Annotated in this window: 23 protein-coding genes; 16 read left to right on the forward strand and 7 right to left on the reverse strand. The window is 40.3% G+C overall.

All coding sequences use genetic code 11. The annotated features are described in order from the left end of the window. Positions 1-39: 39 nt before the first annotated feature. The gene (locus Q0Z55_RS01910; protein WP_297423494.1) at positions 40-1689 is read left to right on the forward strand and encodes an O-antigen ligase family protein; all 1650 of its coding nucleotides are present in this window, start codon (positions 40-42) and stop codon (positions 1687-1689) included. Between the two features lie 33 nt (positions 1690-1722). Here Q0Z55_RS01910 and bfr read toward each other — a convergent pair whose 3' ends face one another. From bfr to gmk, 6 genes are all read right to left on the reverse strand, one after another. Next, a complete protein-coding gene (bfr, locus tag Q0Z55_RS01915) occupies positions 1723-2187 on the reverse strand; it encodes a bacterioferritin (RefSeq protein ID WP_297423496.1) in 465 nt (154 codons plus the stop codon). 217 nt (positions 2188-2404) lie between these two features. Beyond that, positions 2405-2599 (reverse strand): bacterioferritin-associated ferredoxin, encoded by a 195-nt coding sequence (locus Q0Z55_RS01920; protein WP_297423499.1) that lies wholly within the window; start codon positions 2597-2599, stop codon positions 2405-2407. Between the two features lie 156 nt (positions 2600-2755). Next, the gene (locus tag Q0Z55_RS01925; RefSeq protein WP_297423502.1) at positions 2756-3139 is read right to left on the reverse strand and encodes a RidA family protein; all 384 of its coding nucleotides are present in this window, start codon (positions 3137-3139) and stop codon (positions 2756-2758) included. A 77-nt stretch (positions 3140-3216) separates the two neighbouring features. After that, positions 3217-5325 carry an HD domain-containing protein gene (locus Q0Z55_RS01930; protein WP_297423505.1) on the reverse strand — a complete coding sequence of 703 codons (2109 nt, stop codon included), beginning with the start codon at positions 5323-5325 and terminating at the stop codon, positions 3217-3219. Between the two features lie 219 nt (positions 5326-5544). Then, positions 5545-5826, reverse strand: a complete 282-nt coding sequence (gene rpoZ / locus Q0Z55_RS01935; RefSeq protein ID WP_067762989.1) for a DNA-directed RNA polymerase subunit omega — start codon at positions 5824-5826, stop codon at positions 5545-5547. Between the two features lie 76 nt (positions 5827-5902). Next, positions 5903-6526, reverse strand: coding sequence for a guanylate kinase (gmk, locus tag Q0Z55_RS01940; RefSeq protein ID WP_297423513.1), 624 nt, complete (start codon positions 6524-6526; stop codon positions 5903-5905). A 137-nt stretch (positions 6527-6663) separates the two neighbouring features. On the opposite strand from gmk, the gene ispH reads away from it, so the two are divergent. From ispH to Q0Z55_RS02015, 15 genes are all read left to right on the forward strand, one after another. Beyond that, on the forward strand, positions 6664-7614 hold the full coding sequence (gene ispH / locus Q0Z55_RS01945) for a 4-hydroxy-3-methylbut-2-enyl diphosphate reductase (protein ID WP_297423516.1): 951 nt from the start codon (positions 6664-6666) through the stop codon (positions 7612-7614). Positions 7615-7959: 345 nt separating this feature from the next. Further along, positions 7960-8406, forward strand: a complete 447-nt coding sequence (locus tag Q0Z55_RS01950) for a prepilin-type N-terminal cleavage/methylation domain-containing protein (protein ID WP_297423519.1) — start codon at positions 7960-7962, stop codon at positions 8404-8406. Continuing rightward, the gene (pilV, locus tag Q0Z55_RS01955; protein ID WP_297423523.1) at positions 8403-8942 is read left to right on the forward strand and encodes a type IV pilus modification protein PilV; all 540 of its coding nucleotides are present in this window, start codon (positions 8403-8405) and stop codon (positions 8940-8942) included. Before Q0Z55_RS01950 ends, pilV begins: the two co-directional genes overlap by 4 nt. Then, entirely contained in the window at positions 8942-10003 is a 1062-nt protein-coding gene (locus Q0Z55_RS01960) for a PilW family protein (RefSeq protein WP_297423526.1), read from the forward strand. Before pilV ends, Q0Z55_RS01960 begins: the two co-directional genes overlap by 1 nt. Next, positions 10000-10776, forward strand: a complete 777-nt coding sequence (locus tag Q0Z55_RS01965) for a PilX N-terminal domain-containing pilus assembly protein (protein WP_297423529.1) — start codon at positions 10000-10002, stop codon at positions 10774-10776. Before Q0Z55_RS01960 ends, Q0Z55_RS01965 begins: the two co-directional genes overlap by 4 nt. A 19-nt stretch (positions 10777-10795) precedes the next feature. Continuing rightward, positions 10796-14869, forward strand: a complete 4074-nt coding sequence (locus tag Q0Z55_RS01970) for a hypothetical protein (protein ID WP_297423531.1) — start codon at positions 10796-10798, stop codon at positions 14867-14869. 8 nt (positions 14870-14877) lie between these two features. Next, the gene (locus tag Q0Z55_RS01975; protein ID WP_297423534.1) at positions 14878-15420 is read left to right on the forward strand and encodes a type IV pilin protein; all 543 of its coding nucleotides are present in this window, start codon (positions 14878-14880) and stop codon (positions 15418-15420) included. Beyond that, a complete protein-coding gene (locus Q0Z55_RS01980) occupies positions 15414-15857 on the forward strand; it encodes a type IV pilin protein (protein WP_297423537.1) in 444 nt (147 codons plus the stop codon). The genes Q0Z55_RS01975 and Q0Z55_RS01980 overlap by 7 nt, the downstream gene beginning before the upstream one ends. A 146-nt stretch (positions 15858-16003) precedes the next feature. After that, positions 16004-16261, forward strand: coding sequence for a 30S ribosomal protein S16 (rpsP, locus tag Q0Z55_RS01985; protein ID WP_005013161.1), 258 nt, complete (start codon positions 16004-16006; stop codon positions 16259-16261). A gap of 18 nt (positions 16262-16279) precedes the next feature. Further along, a complete protein-coding gene (rimM, locus tag Q0Z55_RS01990; RefSeq protein WP_297423546.1) occupies positions 16280-16828 on the forward strand; it encodes a ribosome maturation factor RimM in 549 nt (182 codons plus the stop codon). Between the two features lie 26 nt (positions 16829-16854). Further along, positions 16855-17595, forward strand: coding sequence for a tRNA (guanosine(37)-N1)-methyltransferase TrmD (gene trmD, locus Q0Z55_RS01995; RefSeq protein WP_297423548.1), 741 nt, complete (start codon positions 16855-16857; stop codon positions 17593-17595). Positions 17596-17736: 141 nt separating this feature from the next. Continuing rightward, the gene (rplS, locus tag Q0Z55_RS02000; protein ID WP_297423551.1) at positions 17737-18111 is read left to right on the forward strand and encodes a 50S ribosomal protein L19; all 375 of its coding nucleotides are present in this window, start codon (positions 17737-17739) and stop codon (positions 18109-18111) included. Positions 18112-18312: 201 nt separating this feature from the next. Further along, on the forward strand, positions 18313-19221 hold the full coding sequence (gene truB / locus Q0Z55_RS02005; RefSeq protein ID WP_297423554.1) for a tRNA pseudouridine(55) synthase TruB: 909 nt from the start codon (positions 18313-18315) through the stop codon (positions 19219-19221). 8 nt (positions 19222-19229) lie between these two features. Next, positions 19230-19997, forward strand: a complete 768-nt coding sequence (locus Q0Z55_RS02010) for a TSUP family transporter (protein ID WP_297423557.1) — start codon at positions 19230-19232, stop codon at positions 19995-19997. Positions 19998-20092: 95 nt separating this feature from the next. Further along, positions 20093-20551: a hemerythrin domain-containing protein gene (locus tag Q0Z55_RS02015; RefSeq protein WP_297423560.1), complete on the forward strand. Its 459-nt coding sequence runs from the start codon at positions 20093-20095 to the stop codon at positions 20549-20551. Positions 20552-20577: 26 nt separating this feature from the next. Here the strand turns inward: Q0Z55_RS02015 and Q0Z55_RS02020 are convergent, their stop codons facing one another. Beyond that, a complete protein-coding gene (locus Q0Z55_RS02020; RefSeq protein WP_297423563.1) occupies positions 20578-21435 on the reverse strand; it encodes an EamA family transporter in 858 nt (285 codons plus the stop codon). Positions 21436-21538: the final 103 nt, after the last annotated feature.

Raw genomic sequence — 21538 nt, forward strand, 5'->3', positions numbered from 1 at the left:
ATTTCTTATCATAAGCATAAATTTTCTTCATTTTGGCTTATGAAATTCTATCTCCTTTTAATCGCTGCAGTGCTCATGGCATTGGCATGGCTACTACCTGTGCATTACCGACCTTGGGTCACTTATACAGGCGAATTGTATGCCTTCCTTGCTTTAATTACTGTAAGTGCCATTTATCTCAAGCAAAAGCTGATTATTCCTAAAATTAGCTTGCCTTTATTAGGTCTAAGCTTAGTGCCTTTAATTCAATATGGTTTTGGGCAAGTCTTTTTCTTTGATAAAGCCTTACTATGCAGCATTTTCGTGTTTAGTTTTTGGCTGAGTATCACTTTGGGCTTTAATCTAGCTTCTGAATCTAAACAAGCCCGAGAAACACTATTCACCAATCTTTGTTATTTGCTCACCGCAGTCGGTGCAGCCACAGCATTTATTGCGGTATGCCAATGGGTCAATTTAGATGCTTATTTGCCGGGTATGCATAATATTAAAAGTTTTGGCGGACGTCCTTATGCCAACTTTGCTCAGCCCAATAATATGGCAACTTTTTTACTAATGGCTTTATTGGCCTGTTGGTATTTATACGAAAAACAAAAACTAGATAGTAAAGTGTTAAGCTTTATTGCCGCACTGATTGTCACAGGTGTTGTCCTTGGTCAATCACGTACTTCATGGGTGGCATGTTTGTGTATCTTATTTTACGGGGCTTATCAGTACTATAAAGGCGTACTTAGCCTCAAATGGTACTACTTAACAGCATGGAGTGCTTTATTTGTGGTACTGCTCATTTGGGCATTACCTTTAAGCGTAACAGTTTTATCGCCATTTGCAGATAGTGCTGTGGCAAGCGGTGCTGGTGCAGTCGAGCTATCAAAACGTGCCACTGGCGATATGTCACGCTTGGCAATTTGGCAGCAAATGCTACATGCCATTATGGAGCAGCCACTTTGGGGTTATGGTTGGCACCAAACCAGTGTGGCTTACACCTTAATTAGTGATTATTTCCAAGGGCCTGTCTGGATTCGTAGCGCGCACAATTTTGTTTTAGATTTTTTAATATGGAATGGTTTACTGATTGGCTTGCCGTTTTTGGCATATTTGGCTTATTGGGCAATTGCTTTGTTGCGTCGTGTCAATTCGGTTGAATCTGTAATTGCGCTGCTCATGGTCACGGTATTTACCGTGCATGCCATGTTGGAATTTCCACAAAACTATGCCTATTTCTTACTGCCAATTGGCTTTATCTTGGGGATTTTGCAAGCACAGTCAAGCACCAAAACATGGCAACTAAGCCCACGCTTTATGCAAGTGACGTTGGTGTTAGGGAGTGCACTTACCGCTTTAATTTATCGCGATTATGCAACGGTAGTACCCAAGCTCAATCAATCAATGCGTTATGAAAAAACGCCTGAGCAAATCACCAATCATGATCAAATTTATGTCTTAGAAGAATTTAACCGTCGTATTGAATGGATTCGGATGAGTCCCTATACCCAAATCAGCCCTCATGAACTAACGCAAATTAGTGAGATTGTACTTAATTATCCAACCACTTATGACTTATTTAAATATGCCAAGTTGCTGGCTTTTAATGGCTATGAAGAAGAGGCTAAACATCAGTTATGGTTATTGCGCGAATTGCGTAATTTAGAGATTAGCTACGAAGAGCTGATGGAACTTGCACCACAGTGATAAAAAAGCCCGCAATCGCGGGCTTTTTTCGGTTTAAATTTGGCTTTGAATATAGTTTTCAATACCCACATTTTCAGCCAAATCAAGTTGGGTTGTAGTCCAATCTAAGTATTCTTCTTCTTTTTCAAGAATCTCTTGCAACATATCACGCGTCACATAGTCCATATGGCTTTCAGCCAAAGCGACAGCTTTTTGCAGTGCCTCTATATTCTCATTGACTTTACGGACGTCGCATTGCAGAACTTCAAAAGTATGCTGACCAATATACAGCTTACCTAGGTGCTGTAAATTAGGTAGACCTTCTAAAAATAAAACGCGTTCAATAATTTTATCAGCATGTTTCATTTGACGAATAGATTCTTTGTATTCAGCCGAACCTAATTTTTCAATGCCCCAATCATTAAACATACGTGAATGCAAAAAGTATTGGTTGATTGCGGTTAAATGATGATACAACACTTGGTTTAATTGATTGATAACGTCACGATTGCCTTTCATTGCAGCCACTCCAAGAATTGCCATAAGGCTTTAATTTTAAATTAGAATCATGTTAAACAAAAAAAGCCATTGTCGCGAGTGATTTATAGAACAGCAAATGAAAATCGCAATCAAAAGCAGTTGTTGCCGCAAATTTTTGGCAAGAAAAAACCCGCTTAGAGTCATAAGCGGGGGAGGAGTTATCTGCCTAACGGCGTATTTTTATAATTATGCGGTTTTAAGCAGCCACAGAAATGCGCGCAGCAATCTGAGCAACTTCATCACTAATAATGGCGCGTGCCTCTGGTGCACAACGTCCACAGCATGTACCTAGGTCAAGTTGGTCACGAATTTCACGGTAGCTTCCTGCACCATGCGCAACAGCTTCTTTAATATCCTGATCAGTAATACCGCGACATAGACATACGTACATCAGCAACCACATACAATGAAATAAATAAGATAACTAGTATTATTGATAATTATTATCAATTGTCAATTTATTTCATCTTATTCTTTGTGAATATTTATTGAGTTTTTGAATTAAAAAACGCCACTCAATCGGTGGCGTTTATATGTCTAGGCTAAGTTATTGATTAATAATAACCACGCCATCCATTTCAACCAAAGCACCTTTAGGCAAGCTGGCGACGCCTAATGCGGCACGTGCAGGATAAGGCTGCGCGAAATATTCGCCCATAATTTGGTTAACCAATTGGAAATTGGAAAGATCAGTTAAGAAAATATTGAGTTTAGCAATGTCAGCTAATGAGCCGCCGGCTGCTTCACATACCGCTTTTAAATTATCAAAGACACGGCGGATCTGTGCTTCAATGCCTTCAACCAATTCCATACTGTATGGATCTAAACCAATTTGCCCTGAAAGATATAAAGTATCATTCACTAAAATTGCTTGTGAATATGTACCAATCGCAGCAGGTGCATTTTCGGTATGGATTACTTGGCGCGACATCAATTTCTCCTTAGGTGGTGTCTTTATACATCTTAGTCGATCAAATTCAACAGCAGAAGTATTATCGTTTAATTTGATTAACTTGCAGCTTTTGCAGGCTCATGCATATTGAGCGGTTGGAACAAACGTCCAATACGTGGGAAACCAAACTGCATACGTAAATCACGAATAATTTTGGCAATATGTTGGCGATTATTCACCACAATATTCACATACGTTTTACCTTCATGTGGGCGTACCATTTCAACCCCCGTATGTGCCTTACGGCATTGATAAATCAAATCTGAAATTTGCTCGTCGTTAAGACTCAAATCAATGGCTAAATAAGCAGTGAAGCTTACATCTTCAACCACATCATGCTTATTGTTCCAATTGAGTGGCATAATGTTTTCAGGGTGCAAATGTTGCTCATGTAATAAGTTACGACAACGCGCACGATGCACAATCAAACCACGGCGTGATAAATGCCCTTGGATTGGGTCACCTAGCACAGGGTTACAACAATGGGCATATTTTACATCTACGCCTTCAGTGCCTTGGATTAAACGCTCAGATTCTTCGCTATGATGATCTTGTGAGAACAAGTGATTGGCAACCAATTGTGGCAATAAGTCACCCACCGCAATTTGCTCAAATAAACGATCTTTAGATTCTAAATGACGCCACTGTAATAAATCAGTCCAATCTTCTTGGGCTAAGTCTTTACTTGAGCGATTAAACAGTTTTAAGGCACGATCTAGTGCTTGCTGACCGACCAAACGTTGGTCTTCAATGTCTTGGTCACGCAACATATTTTGTAAAGCACGACGTGCTTTTTGCGTGTTAATAAAGCTAAGCCAATCTGGATTTGGAGAGGCCAAAACATCAGTAATCACTTCAATCACTTGACCATTGGATAGGGCAGTAGATAAAGACTTGGTTTCGCCATCAATTTTGGCACCTACGGCATGGTTGCCTAAAAATAAGCTGGCTGAATAAGCGAAATCGACCACCGTTGCACCTTGCGGCAACTCGTGTAAATGCCCTTGTGGGGTATACACCCAAATCTTCTCTTGGTGCAGATAGTCAAGTAGCTCATTAAAGGTGGTTTTAGCACAATCACCATCGACCAACACGTTTAGGTTTTGCATTGAGGCTTGAATAGCCGAGCGACATGCTTGTGGTGCATTTTCACCAAGCACCACACCAAAGCGCGCAGCTTTACGCATTAATTCGGTTTGAATGGTTAAAGACAGTGTGGTTTTTTCGCCTTTTAAGCGCAGCATCAACGATTGGTTGCCACCCGGTAGTGGACGACGAATATGATCGGCATAGCTTAATACTTGGAAATTATCACGTAACATTTCTGCCAAGCGGTCACAATCGGCAATGCTTTGCAAAATGATTTCAAAAGCATGACTATGCGTGAGCTCTTGTAGATTAATATCATTTTTGACAAAGTGACGTAATAACTCGATGTTGTTATTTTTCTTTTTAATCCGACCTTGTAAGGCATTTTCTTGTAATAAAGCAGTCAGTTTATTTTCCCAAATGGCTTGATATTCACAGCGTTTTGGCTTGGTCTGTAAGAGTGCCTCTTGTACATTGTTGTACATGTCTAAATCAAGATTTTGATAACACAGATGTTCTAAGTTATCAGCCATCTCGTTCATGCCGACAATACGCGCCATAGGCACGAATACATCAAAGGTTTCTTGGGCAATACGCGCACGTTTATCAGGGCGTAGTGCATCCAAGGTGGTCATATTATGGTAGCGATCCGAGAGTTTAATAATAATGACACGTGGGTCTTGTAAAGTCGCTTGTAAAATTTTACGAAACGATGCCGCTTTATTAAATTCTTTGTCGCTTGAATGACTGAGTTTGGTCACGCCATCAACCAACTCCGCCACAGTACGGCTAAATTTGCTTGTAATGTCTTCTTTAGTAAATTCGGTATCTTCAATGACATCGTGTAACAACGCGGCCATTAAAGTTTCGGCATCTAGGCGCATGTGGGCTAAAATGCAACTGACTGCAATCGGGTGAAGAATGTACGGTTCACCACTTTTACGTGTTACACCATCATGTGCCATATCGGCATAATCACAAGCCTCTAGCACGCGCTCTACATCACGTTCGCTTAGGTAAGCGTCGATAATAGTTTTGAGCTGTTGCTTTGCTTGATTGACTTCTGCACCTGGCATAGAACACCTTTACGAGACACGTTAAATAAGTTGATGGGCTAATCCTTTAATGAAATGTATTCTGCGGCAGTTGTCAAATTTTTCTGTCAAAAAATAGCAACTTTTTTCATTGCAAAGGCTTGGCTTAGATTAGATGTTATAACGGTTATTGCACAAATATAAAAGTATCGCGCACAAAAAAGCCTAGTTAAAAACTAGGCTTTAAGTAGAAAGTTTTTCTTATTGGAAAGAAAAACCGTCTAAATTCAAGTTATTTGCAGACAATGCAAGGTCAAGACTAGAAGTTTGATAGTCTTGTTCACGTTGTTTCAAAATATCTTTAGAAACGTGACCAGCTGCAATTTCACGTAAAGCCACCACTGTAGGTTTATCGTTGTCCCATTCTACAGTTGGTTCAATACCTTGACGTGCCAATTGACGCGCGCGTTTGCTTGCCACTAGTACAAGCTCAAAGCGGTTGTCTACATGGTCTAAACAATCTTCAACGGTTACGCGTGCCATAAGAATTCTCGGTTGAATGGTAAATTTAAATAGACTGTGCAGTATAAAAGTCTTTACTTAAATACTCAAGTTTTAATCACTCGCTTACAGGAGTAATCAATTTTTGAATTAAGTCACGATGACGATTGGCTTGTTGTGAAAATACCAAACGATTGGCAGTAATTACAGATTCTAGATCATGTAAAGCCTTATTAAAGTCATCATTAATAATCACATAATCAAAGTTGACATACTGTTGCATATCTTCGACCGCACAGCTTAAGCGATGCTCAATCACATCCACTGAGTCTGTGCCACGGTTAGATAAGCGCTGACGCAAATCAAACTGACTTGGCGGTAAAATAAAGATTTGTTTTGATTCAGGAAAAAGTTTACGTACTTGCTCGGCACCTTGCCAATCAATCTCAAGCAGCACGTCATGACCTTTGGCCAATTGTTCTTTTACAGTGGCTTGCGCTGTACCATAATAGTTACCAAAAACTTCGGCATACTCAATAAAACCGCCTTCTTCAACCAGTTTTAAAAAGTCTTCTTTTTGTGCAAAGTGGTAATGTACACCGTCAAGTTCACCCACGCGTTGACCACGTGTGGTGTGCGATACAGAAACATGTAAATTGGTTACACGTTCAAGCAGCGCTTTAACAAGGGACGTTTTGCCCGTTCCTGATGCAGCAGAAACGACAAACAAGAGACCCGACATGATATTTTTCCTGATATGATAAAATATCTTCTCTATTTTAAAGTAGACAGCCACTAAACTAAATAGTCCAAGTGACTTTGTTTACATTTATTTCAAAATCATTCATCCAACACTTAAGCTGAGTATTTGAGGATTCTATGGAAATTGTATTGGCTAATCCACGTGGTTTTTGCGCAGGTGTAGACCGTGCAATTGCCATTGTAAATCGTGCTTTAGAGTCATTTAATCCCCCTATTTATGTGCGCCACGAAGTGGTACACAACAAGTTTGTGGTGGATGATTTACGTCAACGTGGCGCAATTTTTGTAGATGAATTAGATGAAGTTCCAGATGACAATATTGTGATTTTTAGTGCCCATGGCGTATCTAAAGCGGTACAACAAGAAGCAAGCCGTCGTGGCTTAAAAGTCTTTGACGCGACCTGTCCTTTGGTCACTAAAGTACATATTGAAGTGACCAAATACGCCCGTGAAGGCACTGAAGCCATTTTAATTGGTCACCAAGGGCATCCTGAAGTAGAAGGCACCATGGGGCAATATGATAAAAAAAATGGCGGCAATATTTATTTGGTTGAAGATGAACAAGATGTCGCAAACTTAGTTGTACATAATTCTGAACAAGTGGCATTTGTCACTCAAACTACACTATCGATTGATGATACGGCGAAGGTAATTGATGCTTTGCGTCAAAAATTCCCAAAGATTCAAGGTCCACGTAAAGATGATATTTGCTATGCCACGCAAAATCGCCAAGATGCAGTACGTGATTTGGCGGCTCAATGTGATGTGGTTTTAGTGGTGGGTTCACCTAATTCATCTAACTCAAATCGTTTGCGTGAATTGGCAGAGCGTATGGGTAAACAAGCCTATTTGATTGATAATGCTGATGAACTCGATCAGACTTGGTTTAGTGCTCAATCCAAAATTGGGGTGACAGCAGGGGCATCTGCACCAGAGATCTTAATTAAGCAAGTCATTCAGCGTTTGCAAGATTGGGGAGCAACAGTACCTCAAGAATTAGCAGGACGTGAAGAAAACATTACCTTTAGTTTACCTAAAGAATTGCGTATCCCTATTACGCAAGCTTAAATCTAATCTTATTTAAACCAATGCTTGGCATTGGTTTTTTTATGTACTAAATATGATATATTTTAAGTAGATGCAATAAAAAAGGCATATAACTGAGCTGAGTGCTATAAGCATACGATATGAATATCCAACTAAATTGGTTGGGATTTTTAAAATTTATTAAACAATAAAAATAAGTGTTTAATTTAAATCATAAAAAATATGTATTTAAGATGGTTTTTTTGATTATTTTTGTAGCAGCCTTATCTGATTTTTTATGCCATTTATCTGTGATGAGTTTGTATTTTCCCTTGCTTATTCGATAATTAGTACAGGATAGGGTGCTGAATTTTTATGGGATGAATAATGCGTAAATTACAAGGATTTACCTTAGTCGAATTAATGATAACAATTGGCATCTTGGCGATTTTAGCCACACTTGCTGTACCGTCTTTTGCCAGCATGATACGTAAATATAATTTAGAAAGCAGTGTCATGGAGTTAAATATGTTGCTTAGTGAAGCACGTACCACTGCTTTAGCGACCAGAAAAGACGTCACTATTCATTTAAATAAAGAAGCACATAACACAACATATAACAAAAATTGGATGCCTAAAGGACAAACCAGTTATCAAACGTCTATTTCTGAAATTGTATTTACTGCATCTGGTCAAATAAAGGTCGATAGTGAAATGGCCACAGATACTACATTAAAAGTATGTGACCAAGCAGTGCGTTCTGAACTTTCAATGACGCTACATTTGTCCCGTTTTGGCACTGTGCAAAATATAACTAAGGGGCAATGTTCATGACATATTCAGCTCAACGCGGTATTGGCTTAATCGAAGTGATGGTTGCAGCACTGATTTTAGCAGTTGCTGTGTTGGGATTTATGGCCTTGCAATATCGCTCTTTAGAAGCAGCAAATGAGGCTTATTATCGTACCCAAGCCATGAGTATGGCGCGTGACCTTGCAGAAAGAATCCGAGCCAATCAATTTGCACAATCCAATTATGTTGAATATCTGACCTATAAAAAATCCGAACCTGCACCTGAGCCCGATGATGAAGATGAAGGTGTTGTGATGCCTACAGCATGTACGCATACATCAACCTGCAACCAAGAACAGTTCGCCTATGTTGATGCCATGGAAATTAAGGCGAAGGCACAAGATGTCGGTATGCAAATAGCGATGCAAACCTGTAGTGGTGTCGCACGTCAATGTATTTATATTGCTTGGGATGAAACTTTGCCTAAAGATGGTGATCCAAGTACAGAAAAAGTATGTACCAGCGGAGGTACATATGTAGATGCTTCACGCTGTATTGTGATGGAGGCATACGAATAATGAATAAACTCTATCAACATGGTTTGAGCTTGCTTGAATTGATGATTGCCTTGGCACTGGGATTGATCTTGGTGGCTGTGGCTATACAAATGTTTATTTCTTCTCAATCAAATTTATCGTTGCAGCGTGGTTTAGGTGACTTACAAGACAACGGTCTGTTTGGAATTGATTTTGTGGCCAAAGATTTACGTAAAGTGAATCTGGGTGCAGCGTTACCTGTTTTAGATTCAAAGATTGCACAAGGTGGGGTAATTTTGTCTACAAGCAATATTACAGGTACATCACCCACTGGAACTGGCACGATTAATTTATCTGGTTTACAACAAAATGAAATGTCAGGTACAGCATTGCTGCCAGGTACATCTAACTTTGTGGGTCAAAAAAGTGATCAGCTGACCATTCAATATAAAGCTGTGCAAAATGTTTATGATGATGCAACTTTTTTACGCAAGGTCAATAATGGTCTTAATACAGCCGAGCAAGAAATTGTTGTAGGTTATGACTGTGAAGGCGGAAAAATTCTGCTTCGCGACGTTGCTAATCAAGTGTATATCGTGCAGCGTTATTTTGTAAAACCAGTCACAGATCTGACTACACCTGATGGTCAAACTAATCCAAATCTTGCCCTGTATTGTGATGCCGGACGATATCAGTTAGGTGCTGTGGAAGATGCGTATGCAGCAACTCAACCTGAAAACCGTAGAGTGATGGTCACAGGCTTAAATAATAATAATCAAATTATTTTACGTCGTGTTGACCACTTTCGGGTCTTGCTTGGCGTAGCAGAAGGAAACTATACCGAGAGCAGTAAATTCAGATATATGACCTTAAGCGACTATAAAGCGCTCACCACGAACTTGCCGCAAATTCGTAGTGTGAAATTGGGACTTGTCATCCGCTCTCAAGATTCTGTACCAAGTTCAGTGATAAAAGCGGATCAAAGTTTTAATATTTTAGATTTAAACGCCTTAAAACTGGTGGGTTCACAAGACAATTATTTACGTCAAGTACTCACACAAACCATTGCCTTGCGTAATGCTCTTGGGGAGGACTTAAGATGATAAATTCTCGAGTGCAGCAAAAAGGTTCAACTTTAGTGGTGGTATTAATCATGTTGGTGATTATTACCATTATTGGTGTGGTGGGCGTGCGTCATAGTATGACCTCATTAAATATTGCAACCAATAGTCAAATTAATGAATTGTTAAGACAAAGCTCTGACTCTGCCATGTTGGCCTTAGAAGATGTCAGTGATCTTGAACAACTCTCTACTGCTAATGGGATTTTAGGTTTTATTAGTCAACCTGAAAATCTGAATAAAGAGTTAGTGTTTTGTTTTAAAAAGAATCAAGGTATCGCGTTTACCATTAATCAAGCCAGTATGCTTGAGTTCACATCAACAGGCATCAGAAATTCAACTTTGGGCAAGCGAGGCTTTTGTAAGCCCAAAAACAGTTTGTTTTATACCAGTGAGCGTAATGCTGTGCTGACGCAAGTGGCGATTAGACGCTCAACTGCAGGCGTGTTAGAACCAGCCTTCTCAAACTATGTTACAGGTACGGATTTTGTCTCGGCTAAAACACAAAATAACGAGCGTTTCACCATTTATGCCACATCTGTTTTACCTTCAGTGGGTGGGGCTAATAAGGATGATATTGAAAATTGTTTATCAAATCATTTTAGTGGCAGCATTCAAAGTTTATCTTTAAATATTGACAGTCCTGCTGCAACAACAGTTTCACAGTGTTTGGAAAAATTAGGCGTGCCATATATCACCCAAGTGGCTGATTACAGCTATATGGTAGGTTTTAACAAGTTGCCGGCAAGTAACTGATAGCATGGGAGTATTTACAATGAAAAAGACAATAATCAGCAATGCTATTGTTATGGTATTAGCAACCACAGGCCTCATGACTCATACCACATGGGCCAGTGATCGTGATATTTATCAACGCGGTGGCGAAGGTTCATCTGCGGTTATGATTTCACTGGATGTAAGCCGAACCATGCGTGAAAAATTTGGTACGCTGGATGACGGTAATGGTGACTATTATGGTTGTGTACGTAGTGTTCAAGAGCCAGAAGAAATTTTAATTGGTAATAAAAACCGTAAGGTTGATTCAAAATATTGTGTTTATACCGATGACACCATCAAAATTAATAAGTTCTTCTTAAGAAAAAAATTCCCCTCTTATGAAGCTTATATTAAGCAAACCTGTGACTTTATCCCGCGCAATATGGCGTTGAGTGGACGTGAAAATAATGTCTATCAATGTTATGACCGTTTAACGCGTGCCAAAATTGCACTGATTGGTTTGCTTGATGGTGATGTAGTACGTGACATCACACCATTAAGTGACGACAAAGTCATAGGCTTGAGTATTTTCCCAGCATATTTGGTCAGTAATGACGACAATAGTAAGCATGCTGATAAGGCTGCCGCGATTATTTTACCTGCCCGTCGTCTTGATGCAAAAGTCACTTACAAAAATCAGCAAATGACGCAGCGTGAAGCATTGGTACAAGGTATTTTAGACACCACAGATGTCAAGAAAAGTTTATGGGATAAAATTACCGAAAACGATAACGTCCCCATTGGTAGTGCTTTAGCAGAATCGGCAGCATATTTAATGGGCACGACCACCAATGCTGGCTTTAGAGAAATGCAAAAAGCTTGGATTAAATGGGAAGATCGAAAAATACAGGAAAAGTTTGAAAAGTCTCGGCTTTGGCCTTTTGTGAGTGATTGTGACAAAAGTAAAGCTAGCTCGTGGGATGAGTTTGGTCAATGTACAATTCTTGGTTGGTTCGACAGTAGTATCAATACCAAGTTAGATGCTTATGATGATTTATACTCTATGAATGAGCGTAATGCTGCAGATTTATCATGGGATCGGGCACGCTTTTTAATCAATGATGATAGTAAATATTTAAAGACCAGTGGTTATCGTTATGCACCTGCTGAGGTATTAGATGGTATTAACTATAAAGCCCCGGATTTAATTAACAAACAGGTTAAAGATCCTTCATCAAAATCATGTCATGCCCAAGGGATTTACGTGGTTACGGGTGGTTTATCACATACAGGTGATTCTTCACAAGGTGAAGGCACAATTGACTTTTACATGAAAAGGATGATGAGTCGTTCTTTAGGGAACACCAATTATCGTACCAATATGTGTAAAAATGGTGCACTCAAAGACTACACCAATGTCTTTGGCAATGAGAGTAACTATATAGATAACTCAAGTTGGTCGTGTATCTCTGCCTATGCGGAAAAACTAAAAACAGGTGCTAACCCAGTTGGTTTAAGTATTAAAACAGCAGTGGTAGGTGTGGGTAAGCAGTTTGAAGAGTTGCCAAGTTCCAATTTTTCTATGACTACCGCAGAAAATGAAGCTCAATTAGCAGAAGCGATTGAAAAATTAGAAGCTTTTGAAGATGCCAGTACTTTGTTGGCCAAAAATCGTACTAAACATAATTTAAAAAATACGGCACTGCTTGGTTTATATGGTGGTGGTGGTTGGTATTCAGCAATGTCACCTCAAGAGATTGCCAAAAGTTTTAATAGCTTTGTGAATGTATTGTCAAAAGACATTCCATCCGCATCGGTGAATAAAGCTGTTATTCCAGTGGATATTTTAAATCCTTATGAGTTGCAGCCTTATGCTTATCTGACCATGTATGAACCGACTGTACAGGGTATGACGGCGGCATGGGCAGGTAACTTAAAACGTTATGGTATTGGTACGAAAGGCTTAGTAGTAGATCAAAGTGATAAAAGCATTTTTGCTGCTAATGGTGTTGTTAAAGACAGTGTTAAAGATCTGTGGGAAAAATCTTCTTTAACCGATGCTGAGAAAGCCAAAACACGTTTATTCCAAGGTGGTGCACTCAATCAAATTGATTTGGGCAAAAACGATGCGGATGAATTTAAACGTACTGTATATACCACCCGTGAATGTGTAGAAAAAAAGAATCAGGTTGTTTGCCAACAAAATCAAAATGTGGCTTTAAAGCAAATTAATCAAGACTACTTTAACAAAGGTTTAACCGCTCAAGATCAGCTTCGAGGTTATTTACTTGGATTATTAGGTTATAACGTGGTCAATCCAAAGGCTGTGGATGACGAAGATATTATGCAGATTTGGCAGCAGCGCCCTGAGCTACGCCAAATGGGAGCAATCTTACATTCTGACCCATTGCTATTTACTCAAAATGGTAAAGTCGCCCGTGATGCCAATGGTTATATTTCTACCTCAGAGCGTGAAGACTATGTGTTATTTGGTACAACGCAAGGTGTATTACACGTCTTAGATGCCAAGACTGGTAAAGAGAAATTTGCCTTTGTGCCAAATGAAATGGTTGAATCCAATCATAACAACTTTATTCATCCCAATGCTGCCGACCCTACAGGAAAATTCTTATATGGTATTGATGGTGCATGGACCGTGCATACAGAATATGTACCAGATAGTGAAGCAGGTGAAAACCTGACCGTTGCAGAACGTACCGACGTTGAAATTGCAGGTAAACAGTGGGTATATGGTGGTTTACGTATGGGAGGGCGCAGTTACTACGCGCTTGATCTGAGTGATATTGATAAACCCAAAGTAAAATTTCATATCGATCCAGACACAAGCTCAGTATATAGCCCTAAAGGCAAAAAAGAGTATGCAGGTTTGCGCTTTATGGGGCAAAGCTGGTCTAAGCCAGTCATCACGCGAGTCAATTGGCAAGGTGAAGATAAATTGGTGATGTTTGTAGGTGGTGGTTATGACCACGTCGGTCAAAACCAAGGCTATGAGAGTGCAACCTATGACCAAAAAACGGGCAGCGAGCGCCGTGGTGCAGGGGTGTACATGTTTGATGCCGACACTGGGGATTTATTGTGGTGGGCAAGTAGTAATGTCTCTGTGGGGGACCCTGTACAACCCAATATGCAGAAAACCATTGAGCACAAAGTCGCTGATTTAGGGTATAGCGTAGTCAGTACCATTAAAACAGTGGATCGAGATGGCGATAACTTGACAGATCATTTGTACTTTGGTGATTTAGGTGGTCAGGTATGGCGTATTGATATCAATAACTTCCGCAATAGTAAGCAAGCTTTTGCGACACATATTGTACGTTTACTCGATTTACAAGCGGGTATTAATGCCAGTGAAAGCTATAAACGTCCACGTTTTTATACTCAACCGACCTTTAGTATTTATCGTGTGCCAAGTTCTGGTCGTGTGATGGCTGCCATCAGCATTGGTTCTGGGAATTTAAGTAGACCAATGCATGACCCTGTAGGTGAGCCAAATTGGAAAGCCAATGCAATTTATACCTTATTTGATAAAGATGTCACACGGAGCAATTTATACAAAATCAATTCATCACAGTTGGTGACCCAAGATGTTCAACCTGTAGAGCTAAGCACTAATCAGCGCAAAGGCATTGATAAAGCCTTTGATGAGAGTATTGCAGGTTGGAAATATACATTCTCTGAGCATTCATTTGATCTTGATGCAAAAAATACAGATGCGCAAAAATTCTATACGACTCCAATGGGTGCCAAAGTCATTACCGATCCAGTCTTAATGAATAACCAGTTATTTGTAAGCGTGTTTGATAGTGCCAAGAGCGGTACGGTTCAAGGCTGTGATGCAGGTATTAAAGGCGAGAGTGTTATTGAGCGTTTTTGTATGCCGTTTGGTACATGTGGTTCTAATAGCGGTCTGAATAACAGTTTATATGCAGGGGTGGGGATAGCACCAATTAATGTCAGCTCAGCCGGTCAAGGCGCTCAAAACTCACGTACGATTATTAATAGTCAATGTGAGGGAGATAGTTGTTCTATCGGAGGCAGTGGCGACAATGTGCAAGTTAACAATGAGCTTAATCGTAAGCTACGCCCAATGCGTTGGTTTGAACGCGAGTGAGAACAGCTATGCAAATGAATAAGGGCTTTACCTTAATTGAGCTGATGGTCGTAGTGATGATTATTACAATCTTCGCTGTTATCGCTGTGCCTACTTATAAAAATTATATCCGCCGTGCCGAGCTAAGTCAGGCACAGCAGGAGATGCAAAAAATTGCAGACCAACTTGAGCGTTATAAAGGACGTAGTTTTAGTTATAACGGTTTTAGTTTGGCAGCAGTTTTTGATCTACAAAATGATGATCCCTTAATTAATGAAGCCGATGGGGTGGTGTATCTACCCATCGGCAGCAATTTTACTAATGCTAAATATACTTTGACCTTACGTGATCCTGAGACCAAAAAGTCACTTGCAACTGGGGTTAAGGCCAGTGCAGGCGATGCAGGACTTGGTGATAGTTTAGGTCATAGTTGGGAGATGAATGCGCTAAGCACTGATTTGGCAAATTATAGTTTAGTCATGAACAGTCAGGGTGTGCAATGTAAAACCATAGACCAGACACAAGTAAAGTTGTATCGTTGTGATACGACTGGGACTGGTGAAGCATGGTAAAACAAGCGGGCTTTAGCTTAGTTGAATTGATGATTGTAGTGGTGATTGTGGCAATTTTGACTATGATTGCCATTCCTAGCTATGAGCGTTATAAAGTCAAAGTTAATCGTGTGGCGGCTCAATCTGACTTGGTTGAGATGGGCACTAAATTGCAGCAGTATTTAGTGACGCGTCGTAGTTTTATAAAAGATAATGGTTTTATTGGTTTAAATGATGTCAACTTAACCAATCAGCTACCACGCAACGAGCCAAGTTTATATACCGTTAGTCTGAATGTAACAGCAAACAGTTGGGAACTTATTGCTGCACCTAATATAGATACACGCCAAGAAGGGGATGGATTTTTAGTTTTAAATTCCAAAGGTTATCGTTGTTGGAATAAACAATTAACCACAGCGTGTCAACCAAGTGCCACAACAAATTGGGATGGGCGTTAAAAAGTAAATTTAAAGGTGTGGATAAATCAGTTTTTCATCTTTATTTCATGGCCAACATCGCGTAAAATGCTGCCCTCTATGAAAGGGGTTTGAGCTGTATCGATGGTCGGTACAAGGATAATCCGTAAAAACTATAAGGTTCTATCATGGTTGTTATTCGTCTTGCACGCGGTGGTGCTAAAAAACGTCCTTTCTATCAAATCATTGTGACTGATAGCCGTAATGCACGTGACGGTCGTTTCATCGAACGTATCGGTTTCTTCAACCCTACAGCTCAAGGTAAAGCAGAAAAACTTCGTTTAGATGCTGACCGTTTTGCTCATTGGGTTTCTCAAGGTGCTCAACCTTCAGATCGCGTTGCTTCTTTAGCTGCTCAAGCTAAAAAAGCTGCAGCTGCTGTTTAATACGGTAGTAGATTGCCCATGACACCAACACAGAATGTTCCCGAAGATCGTATTCAGATTGGACAGCTACGTTCAGCATATGGATTAAATGGGTGGCTCTGGGTCTATTCCAATACAGAACCCATGAGCAACATTTTTGACTATCTGCCTTGGTACATTGAGACCAAAGCAGGTTGGCAAATTGTCGATGTTAAACGTTGGAAACCGCATGGCAAAGGCTTAGTCGTGAGCTTAAAAGGTGTGAGTGATCGCACTGCTGCAGACGAACTGGTTGGCGCAAATGTATGGATCTCTAAATCGCAACTGCCTCAAGCGGGTGTAGATGAATATTATTGGTCGGATTTAAAAGGTCTAACAGTGTTAGGGCTTGACGATGACGAACAAGAAATTAATCTCGGTCAAATTTTTGAACTGTTTGAAACAGGTGCCAACGATGTGATGGTGGTCCACGCAACCCCACAAAGCATTGATGGCGAAGAGCGATTGATTCCATGGCATAAAGATGTGGTACAACGCGTTGATCTAGAAGCGGGTCGTATTTACGTCAATTGGGGCGTAGATTACTAACATTTTTGGAAATACGGGAGTCTGCGATGTTTTTTGCAGTCATTACGCTTTTTCCGGAAATGTTTGAAGCGATTACAGCCTACGGGATTAGCGGGCGTGCCGCAAAGCGCGATTTAATACAGATGCATTGTATTAATCCTCGTGATTTTGCAACGGGCAACTACAAACGCGTGGATGAACGTCCATTCGGTGGTGGTCCGGGTATGGTGATGATGGCTGAGCCTTTGGCGCAAGCAATTCAACATGCCAAACAACTTGCACAAAAGGCAGGTGCAGCCAATGTCCCTGTGGTGTATATGTCACCACAAGGTCAAACTCTTCATGAGCATGCTGTACAACAATTTGTCGAATACGATGGCTTGATTGTACTGTGCGGACGTTATGAAGGGGTCGATGAGCGTTTGATCCAAAAATATGTCGATCAGGAATGGTCGATTGGTGATTATGTGTTGTCGGGTGGTGAACTGCCGGCTATGGTGTTACTGGACAGCATTATTCGCAGACTTCCGGGTGCGATGTCCGATGAGCAATCCCATGTGCAAGACTCTTTTGTGGATGGTCTTTTAGACTGCCCACAATATACCAAGCCTGACCATTTTGAAGGGCTGGATGTGCCAGAGGTATTAAAATCTGGTCATCATGGCAATATTGAGAAATGGCGCTTTGTGCAGCGATATCAACGTACACTTGCACGTCGACCAGAATTGGTTGAACAAGTCGAGTTGACCAAGCAGCAAAAGAAATGGCTCAAAGATTCGGGTCTTTAAATAGTTTAAAGACCTTTAATAGGTTCTTTATACCTTGAAGTGGTCAAGTATAAAGAGAAAGATCATCGGGTGTATGCGCTTTAGCCTCTATACCCCGCGAAGATCAGACCCCTTCTGACTCGCACATATTGGAGATACCCCATGAGCGGTAAGCATCCTTTAGTTCAAATTATTGAAAATGCACAATTAAAAACTGATATCCCTGCGTTTGCACCAGGTGATACAGTAATTGTTCAAGTTAAAGTAAAAGAAGGCGAGCGTGAACGTCTTCAGGCTTTCGAAGGCGTTGTAATCGCTAAGAAAAACCGTGGCTTAAACTCTGCGTTTACAGTACGTAAAATTTCTAGCGGTTTCGGTGTTGAGCGTGTTTTCCAAACTCACTCTCCAGTTGTTGCTGGTATCGAAGTGAAACGTCGTGGTGACGTTCGTCGTGCTAAACTTTACTACCTACGTGAATTGTCAGGTAAAGCTGCACGTATCCGTGAAAAGTTACCAGCTCGTAAAGTTAAAGCTTAATTTTAAGTTTTATCTTGAGTTAAAAAATGCGCCTTTTGGCGCATTTTTTTATGGCTTAAATCTGTGATCAATATTATTTTTTAAAATTGAAATCTTATCTGTTTAGGTTTTATGGGTTTGCAAAAGCACATTGCTTTTGAATCACTATACACTCACAAGATGGATTGTTACCATGAGCCAATTTTTTGGATCTAGAGTGTTATGAAATCTTCTGCACATAAAGCGCCGCGTCGTCATTTAAGCGGTGTATTTTTACTCAATAAACCCTTAGGTATTAGCTCTAATGCAGCCTTACAAAGAGTGCGTTGGTTATACCGCGCACAAAAAGCAGGGCATACGGGTGCACTTGATCCACTGGCATCAGGTTTATTGCCAATTTGCTTAGGTGAGGCGACCAAATTTTCGCATTATTTACTTGAGTCAACCAAACGTTATCAAACCACGGTATTTTTAGGGCATAGTACGACCACAGGTGATGTCGAGGGCGAAGCTTTACTCGAGCAAGCAGTACCTGAATTGACTGAAGATGCCATTTTAGCAGTGCTTGCACAGTTTACTGGTGACATTCAGCAAGTGCCACCGATGTATTCGGCACTAAAAAAAGAAGGGCGTCCACTATATGAATTGGCACGTCAAGGAATTGAAATTGAGCGTGAGTCACGTCCAATTAGCATCTATGCTATTGAGCTATTAAGCTTTGATGCTAGCAGTATTACCTTAGATGTCACCTGTTCAAAGGGTACTTATATTCGGGTATTGGGCGAAGATATTGCTAAAGCCTTAGGTACTTATGGTCATTTAACTTATTTACATCGTGTTAAAACGGGACACTTTGATTTAATTCCAAGTTATACCATTGAGTATTTAGAAAGCTTAACTGAAGAGCAGCGCGATGCTCTATTGCTGCCTGTTTATGCTCCTGTTGCACATTTCCCACGTGTTCAAGTACCACAAGGACGTGCTGAATATTTCTGCCGTGGTATGGAAAGTAATATTGATCATGCAGCGCTTGAACAAGTCTTGGTTTTTGATGCAGATAAATGCCTAGGTCTTGCCGAGATTAGTGATAAAAAACGTTTAATCCCAAAACGCGTGTTAAATCTCGATTAGGAAAAGCCATGGAATTAGAATTCATCTTGAGCTTAATGCTGTTTGCATTTTTTGCCGGCGCAATTGATGCAGCAGTGGGCGGTGGTGGATTAATTCAAATTCCTGCTTTAATGAGTGCCATGCCACACATGGCACCTGCGACTATATTTGGTACCAATAAATTAGCTTCAATTTTTGGTACAGCCTCTGCGGCATGCTCTTATTTTAAAAAAGTACAATTGCCATGGCCATTATTGCTGTTGGTGGCGTGCTGCGCTGGCGTGACCGCATTTTTAGGCGCAGCTTCAGTGACTTTAATTCCAACTGAAATTTTGCGTCCTTTTGTATTGTTCATGCTGATTATCATTGCAATATATACCTTGATGAAAAAGCAATTTGGTCAGCAGCATCAGCAACAAGCGATGAATCGAAAAACCTTAATGCTTGCCGCTGTTGGCAGTTTAATGATTGGTTTTTATGACGGCATTTTTGGCCCCGGCACAGGCAGTTTTTTTATTTTCTATTTTATTCGTTATTTACAGGTCGACTTTCTACATGCCTCGGCTTTAGCCAAAATTGCCAATCTCAGCACCAACTTAGCGGCGTTAAGTTTTTTTGTACCCAGTGGTCATGTCTTGCTTGTCACAGGCTTACTTATGGCAGCTTGCAACGTTATAGGGTCATTGCTTGGGGTAAAAATGGCGCTTAAGTATGGCAGTGGTTTTATTCGAATCTTATTTTTAATCTTAGTCAGTGTTTTAATTTTGCGTTTAAGCTATCAAATGTTATGGCTTTAAATACCTCGTGTTACAGCTTTCATACAGTCAGACCAAGCTGAAATTGAGTATAAAAAGTATTCAAACGATCATCAGCCTATCGCCAAGGATCAATTATGAATATTTTTGAAGCATTACGAGAAAGTCACCAAAAACAAAGAGAGCTCGGGGAAGCCTTACTTAAAACTTCAGGTGATAGCCCAGAACGCCGCGATTTATTTGAGCGTTATAAGAATGAATTATTTGCCCATGCCGTTGGAGAGGATCGCTACTTTTATATTCCATTGATGATGAATGATGCTGGCTTAAATATCACCCGGCATGCATTGGCCGAACATCATGAGATGGATGAATTACTTGAAGAATTAACTGAGCTTGAGATGAGTAATTCAGGTTGGCTCAATAAAGCCAAAAAATTAGTGGACACAGTGTTACATCATTTAGATGAAGAAGAGCATGGCTTTTTCCAACAAGCCGGTAAAATCTTATCTGATAAAGAAAAAACAAGTTTGGCCAAACAGTATTTAAAAGAATACGAAAAGTACAAAAAGTCCGACAAGGATGCCTTGGTGTAAACCGATCAGGCTAGCAGTAAATGCTGTTAGCCTGTTTTGCTTTTAAAGGTTACCCCAATCGAAGCCAGCATCACGCAAGCTAAAGCGATCCATTGCCAAAAGCCAATTTTTTCACCCAATAATACCAAGCCCGCCAAAGCAGCTAAAGCAGGTGATAAGCTGGATAATGTACCGTAGCTTAACTTGCTTAAACGTTTTAAGGCTTGTAAATCTAAAGCATAAGGAATGGCAGTCGCCAAGACAGCAATGGCAAGTGCTTGTGGCCAATACTCAACATTTAGCAATGCTTGGGCGTTATGATATAAACCAATTGGCAATAAACTCAAAGCAGATAAACTAATCGCAATGGTCAGGGCATGCATACCAATATTCTGCTGCACCACTTTTTGCCCAAAATAAATATAAAAAGCCCAGCACAGCCCAGCACCTAAGGCGCATAGCGCACCAAATATAGAAAAATTGCCCTCAAAGGCTTGTTGCCAAGGCACCATCAAAGCAATACCTAAAATCGCGAGACCAACCCAAATCGAATCGCTACGTTGTTTAATCGACAATAATGCTAGACCCAATGGTCCAATAAATTCGAGACCTACTGCGATCCCTTGAGGCAATTTGCCCAATGAAAAATAAAACAGCACATTCATAAAACATAAGGCTGCGCTGTAGCAGAGTAAATCTCGCCATTTTAAAAAGCCCAAACGCTTAAAAATGTGCCATGAACGAAACATAAAAAATACAATCAGCGCAGCAAAGCACAGCCGTAAAATAGTCACGCTTAAAGGGTCTAAATGTAAAAACAATTGCTTAGCAAAAGAGGCACTGATCTGATAAGAGATCATCGACAGCAGCATAAACAGCGCAGCAAGCAATTGCGGATGAGCCATGACTTAGTATTCGATTGGATAATAAACGCTATTATAGACCCAAAGAGTAACGCTAAAAATGTAATCAAATGCTTCTATTTGCTTGAAAATAACCCGATATACT

Source organism: uncultured Acinetobacter sp. (genome assembly GCF_947626835.1).
Lineage (GTDB): Bacteria > Pseudomonadota > Gammaproteobacteria > Pseudomonadales > Moraxellaceae > Acinetobacter.

What these genes read in the sequence shown, in the direction of transcription:
- pilV (WP_297423523.1), top strand. Translation starts at nt 8,403, where the DNA reads ATGACATATTCAGCTCAACGCGGTATTGGCTTAATCGAAGTGATGGTT.
- Q0Z55_RS01980 (WP_297423537.1), top strand. Translation starts at nt 15,414, where the DNA reads ATGGTAAAACAAGCGGGCTTTAGCTTAGTTGAATTGATGATTGTAGTG.
- rimM (WP_297423546.1), top strand. Translation starts at nt 16,280, where the DNA reads ATGACACCAACACAGAATGTTCCCGAAGATCGTATTCAGATTGGACAG.
- bfr (WP_297423496.1), bottom strand. Translation starts at nt 2,187, where the DNA reads ATGAAAGGCAATCGTGACGTTATCAATCAATTAAACCAAGTGTTGTAT.
- ispH (WP_297423516.1), top strand. Translation starts at nt 6,664, where the DNA reads ATGGAAATTGTATTGGCTAATCCACGTGGTTTTTGCGCAGGTGTAGAC.
- Q0Z55_RS01970 (WP_297423531.1), top strand. Translation starts at nt 10,796, where the DNA reads ATGAAAAAGACAATAATCAGCAATGCTATTGTTATGGTATTAGCAACC.
- Q0Z55_RS02010 (WP_297423557.1), top strand. Translation starts at nt 19,230, where the DNA reads ATGGAATTAGAATTCATCTTGAGCTTAATGCTGTTTGCATTTTTTGCC.
- Q0Z55_RS01950 (WP_297423519.1), top strand. Translation starts at nt 7,960, where the DNA reads ATGCGTAAATTACAAGGATTTACCTTAGTCGAATTAATGATAACAATT.
- trmD (WP_297423548.1), top strand. Translation starts at nt 16,855, where the DNA reads ATGTTTTTTGCAGTCATTACGCTTTTTCCGGAAATGTTTGAAGCGATT.
- rpsP (WP_005013161.1), top strand. Translation starts at nt 16,004, where the DNA reads ATGGTTGTTATTCGTCTTGCACGCGGTGGTGCTAAAAAACGTCCTTTC.
- Q0Z55_RS01975 (WP_297423534.1), top strand. Translation starts at nt 14,878, where the DNA reads ATGCAAATGAATAAGGGCTTTACCTTAATTGAGCTGATGGTCGTAGTG.
- truB (WP_297423554.1), top strand. Translation starts at nt 18,313, where the DNA reads ATGAAATCTTCTGCACATAAAGCGCCGCGTCGTCATTTAAGCGGTGTA.
- rpoZ (WP_067762989.1), bottom strand. Translation starts at nt 5,826, where the DNA reads ATGGCACGCGTAACCGTTGAAGATTGTTTAGACCATGTAGACAACCGC.
- Q0Z55_RS01910 (WP_297423494.1), top strand. Translation starts at nt 40, where the DNA reads ATGAAATTCTATCTCCTTTTAATCGCTGCAGTGCTCATGGCATTGGCA.
- Q0Z55_RS02020 (WP_297423563.1), bottom strand. Translation starts at nt 21,435, where the DNA reads ATGGCTCATCCGCAATTGCTTGCTGCGCTGTTTATGCTGCTGTCGATG.
- Q0Z55_RS02015 (WP_297423560.1), top strand. Translation starts at nt 20,093, where the DNA reads ATGAATATTTTTGAAGCATTACGAGAAAGTCACCAAAAACAAAGAGAG.
- Q0Z55_RS01965 (WP_297423529.1), top strand. Translation starts at nt 10,000, where the DNA reads ATGATAAATTCTCGAGTGCAGCAAAAAGGTTCAACTTTAGTGGTGGTA.
- gmk (WP_297423513.1), bottom strand. Translation starts at nt 6,526, where the DNA reads ATGTCGGGTCTCTTGTTTGTCGTTTCTGCTGCATCAGGAACGGGCAAA.
- Q0Z55_RS01960 (WP_297423526.1), top strand. Translation starts at nt 8,942, where the DNA reads ATGAATAAACTCTATCAACATGGTTTGAGCTTGCTTGAATTGATGATT.
- rplS (WP_297423551.1), top strand. Translation starts at nt 17,737, where the DNA reads ATGAGCGGTAAGCATCCTTTAGTTCAAATTATTGAAAATGCACAATTA.
- Q0Z55_RS01925 (WP_297423502.1), bottom strand. Translation starts at nt 3,139, where the DNA reads ATGTCGCGCCAAGTAATCCATACCGAAAATGCACCTGCTGCGATTGGT.
- Q0Z55_RS01930 (WP_297423505.1), bottom strand. Translation starts at nt 5,325, where the DNA reads ATGCCAGGTGCAGAAGTCAATCAAGCAAAGCAACAGCTCAAAACTATT.
- Q0Z55_RS01920 (WP_297423499.1), bottom strand. Translation starts at nt 2,599, where the DNA reads ATGTACGTATGTCTATGTCGCGGTATTACTGATCAGGATATTAAAGAA.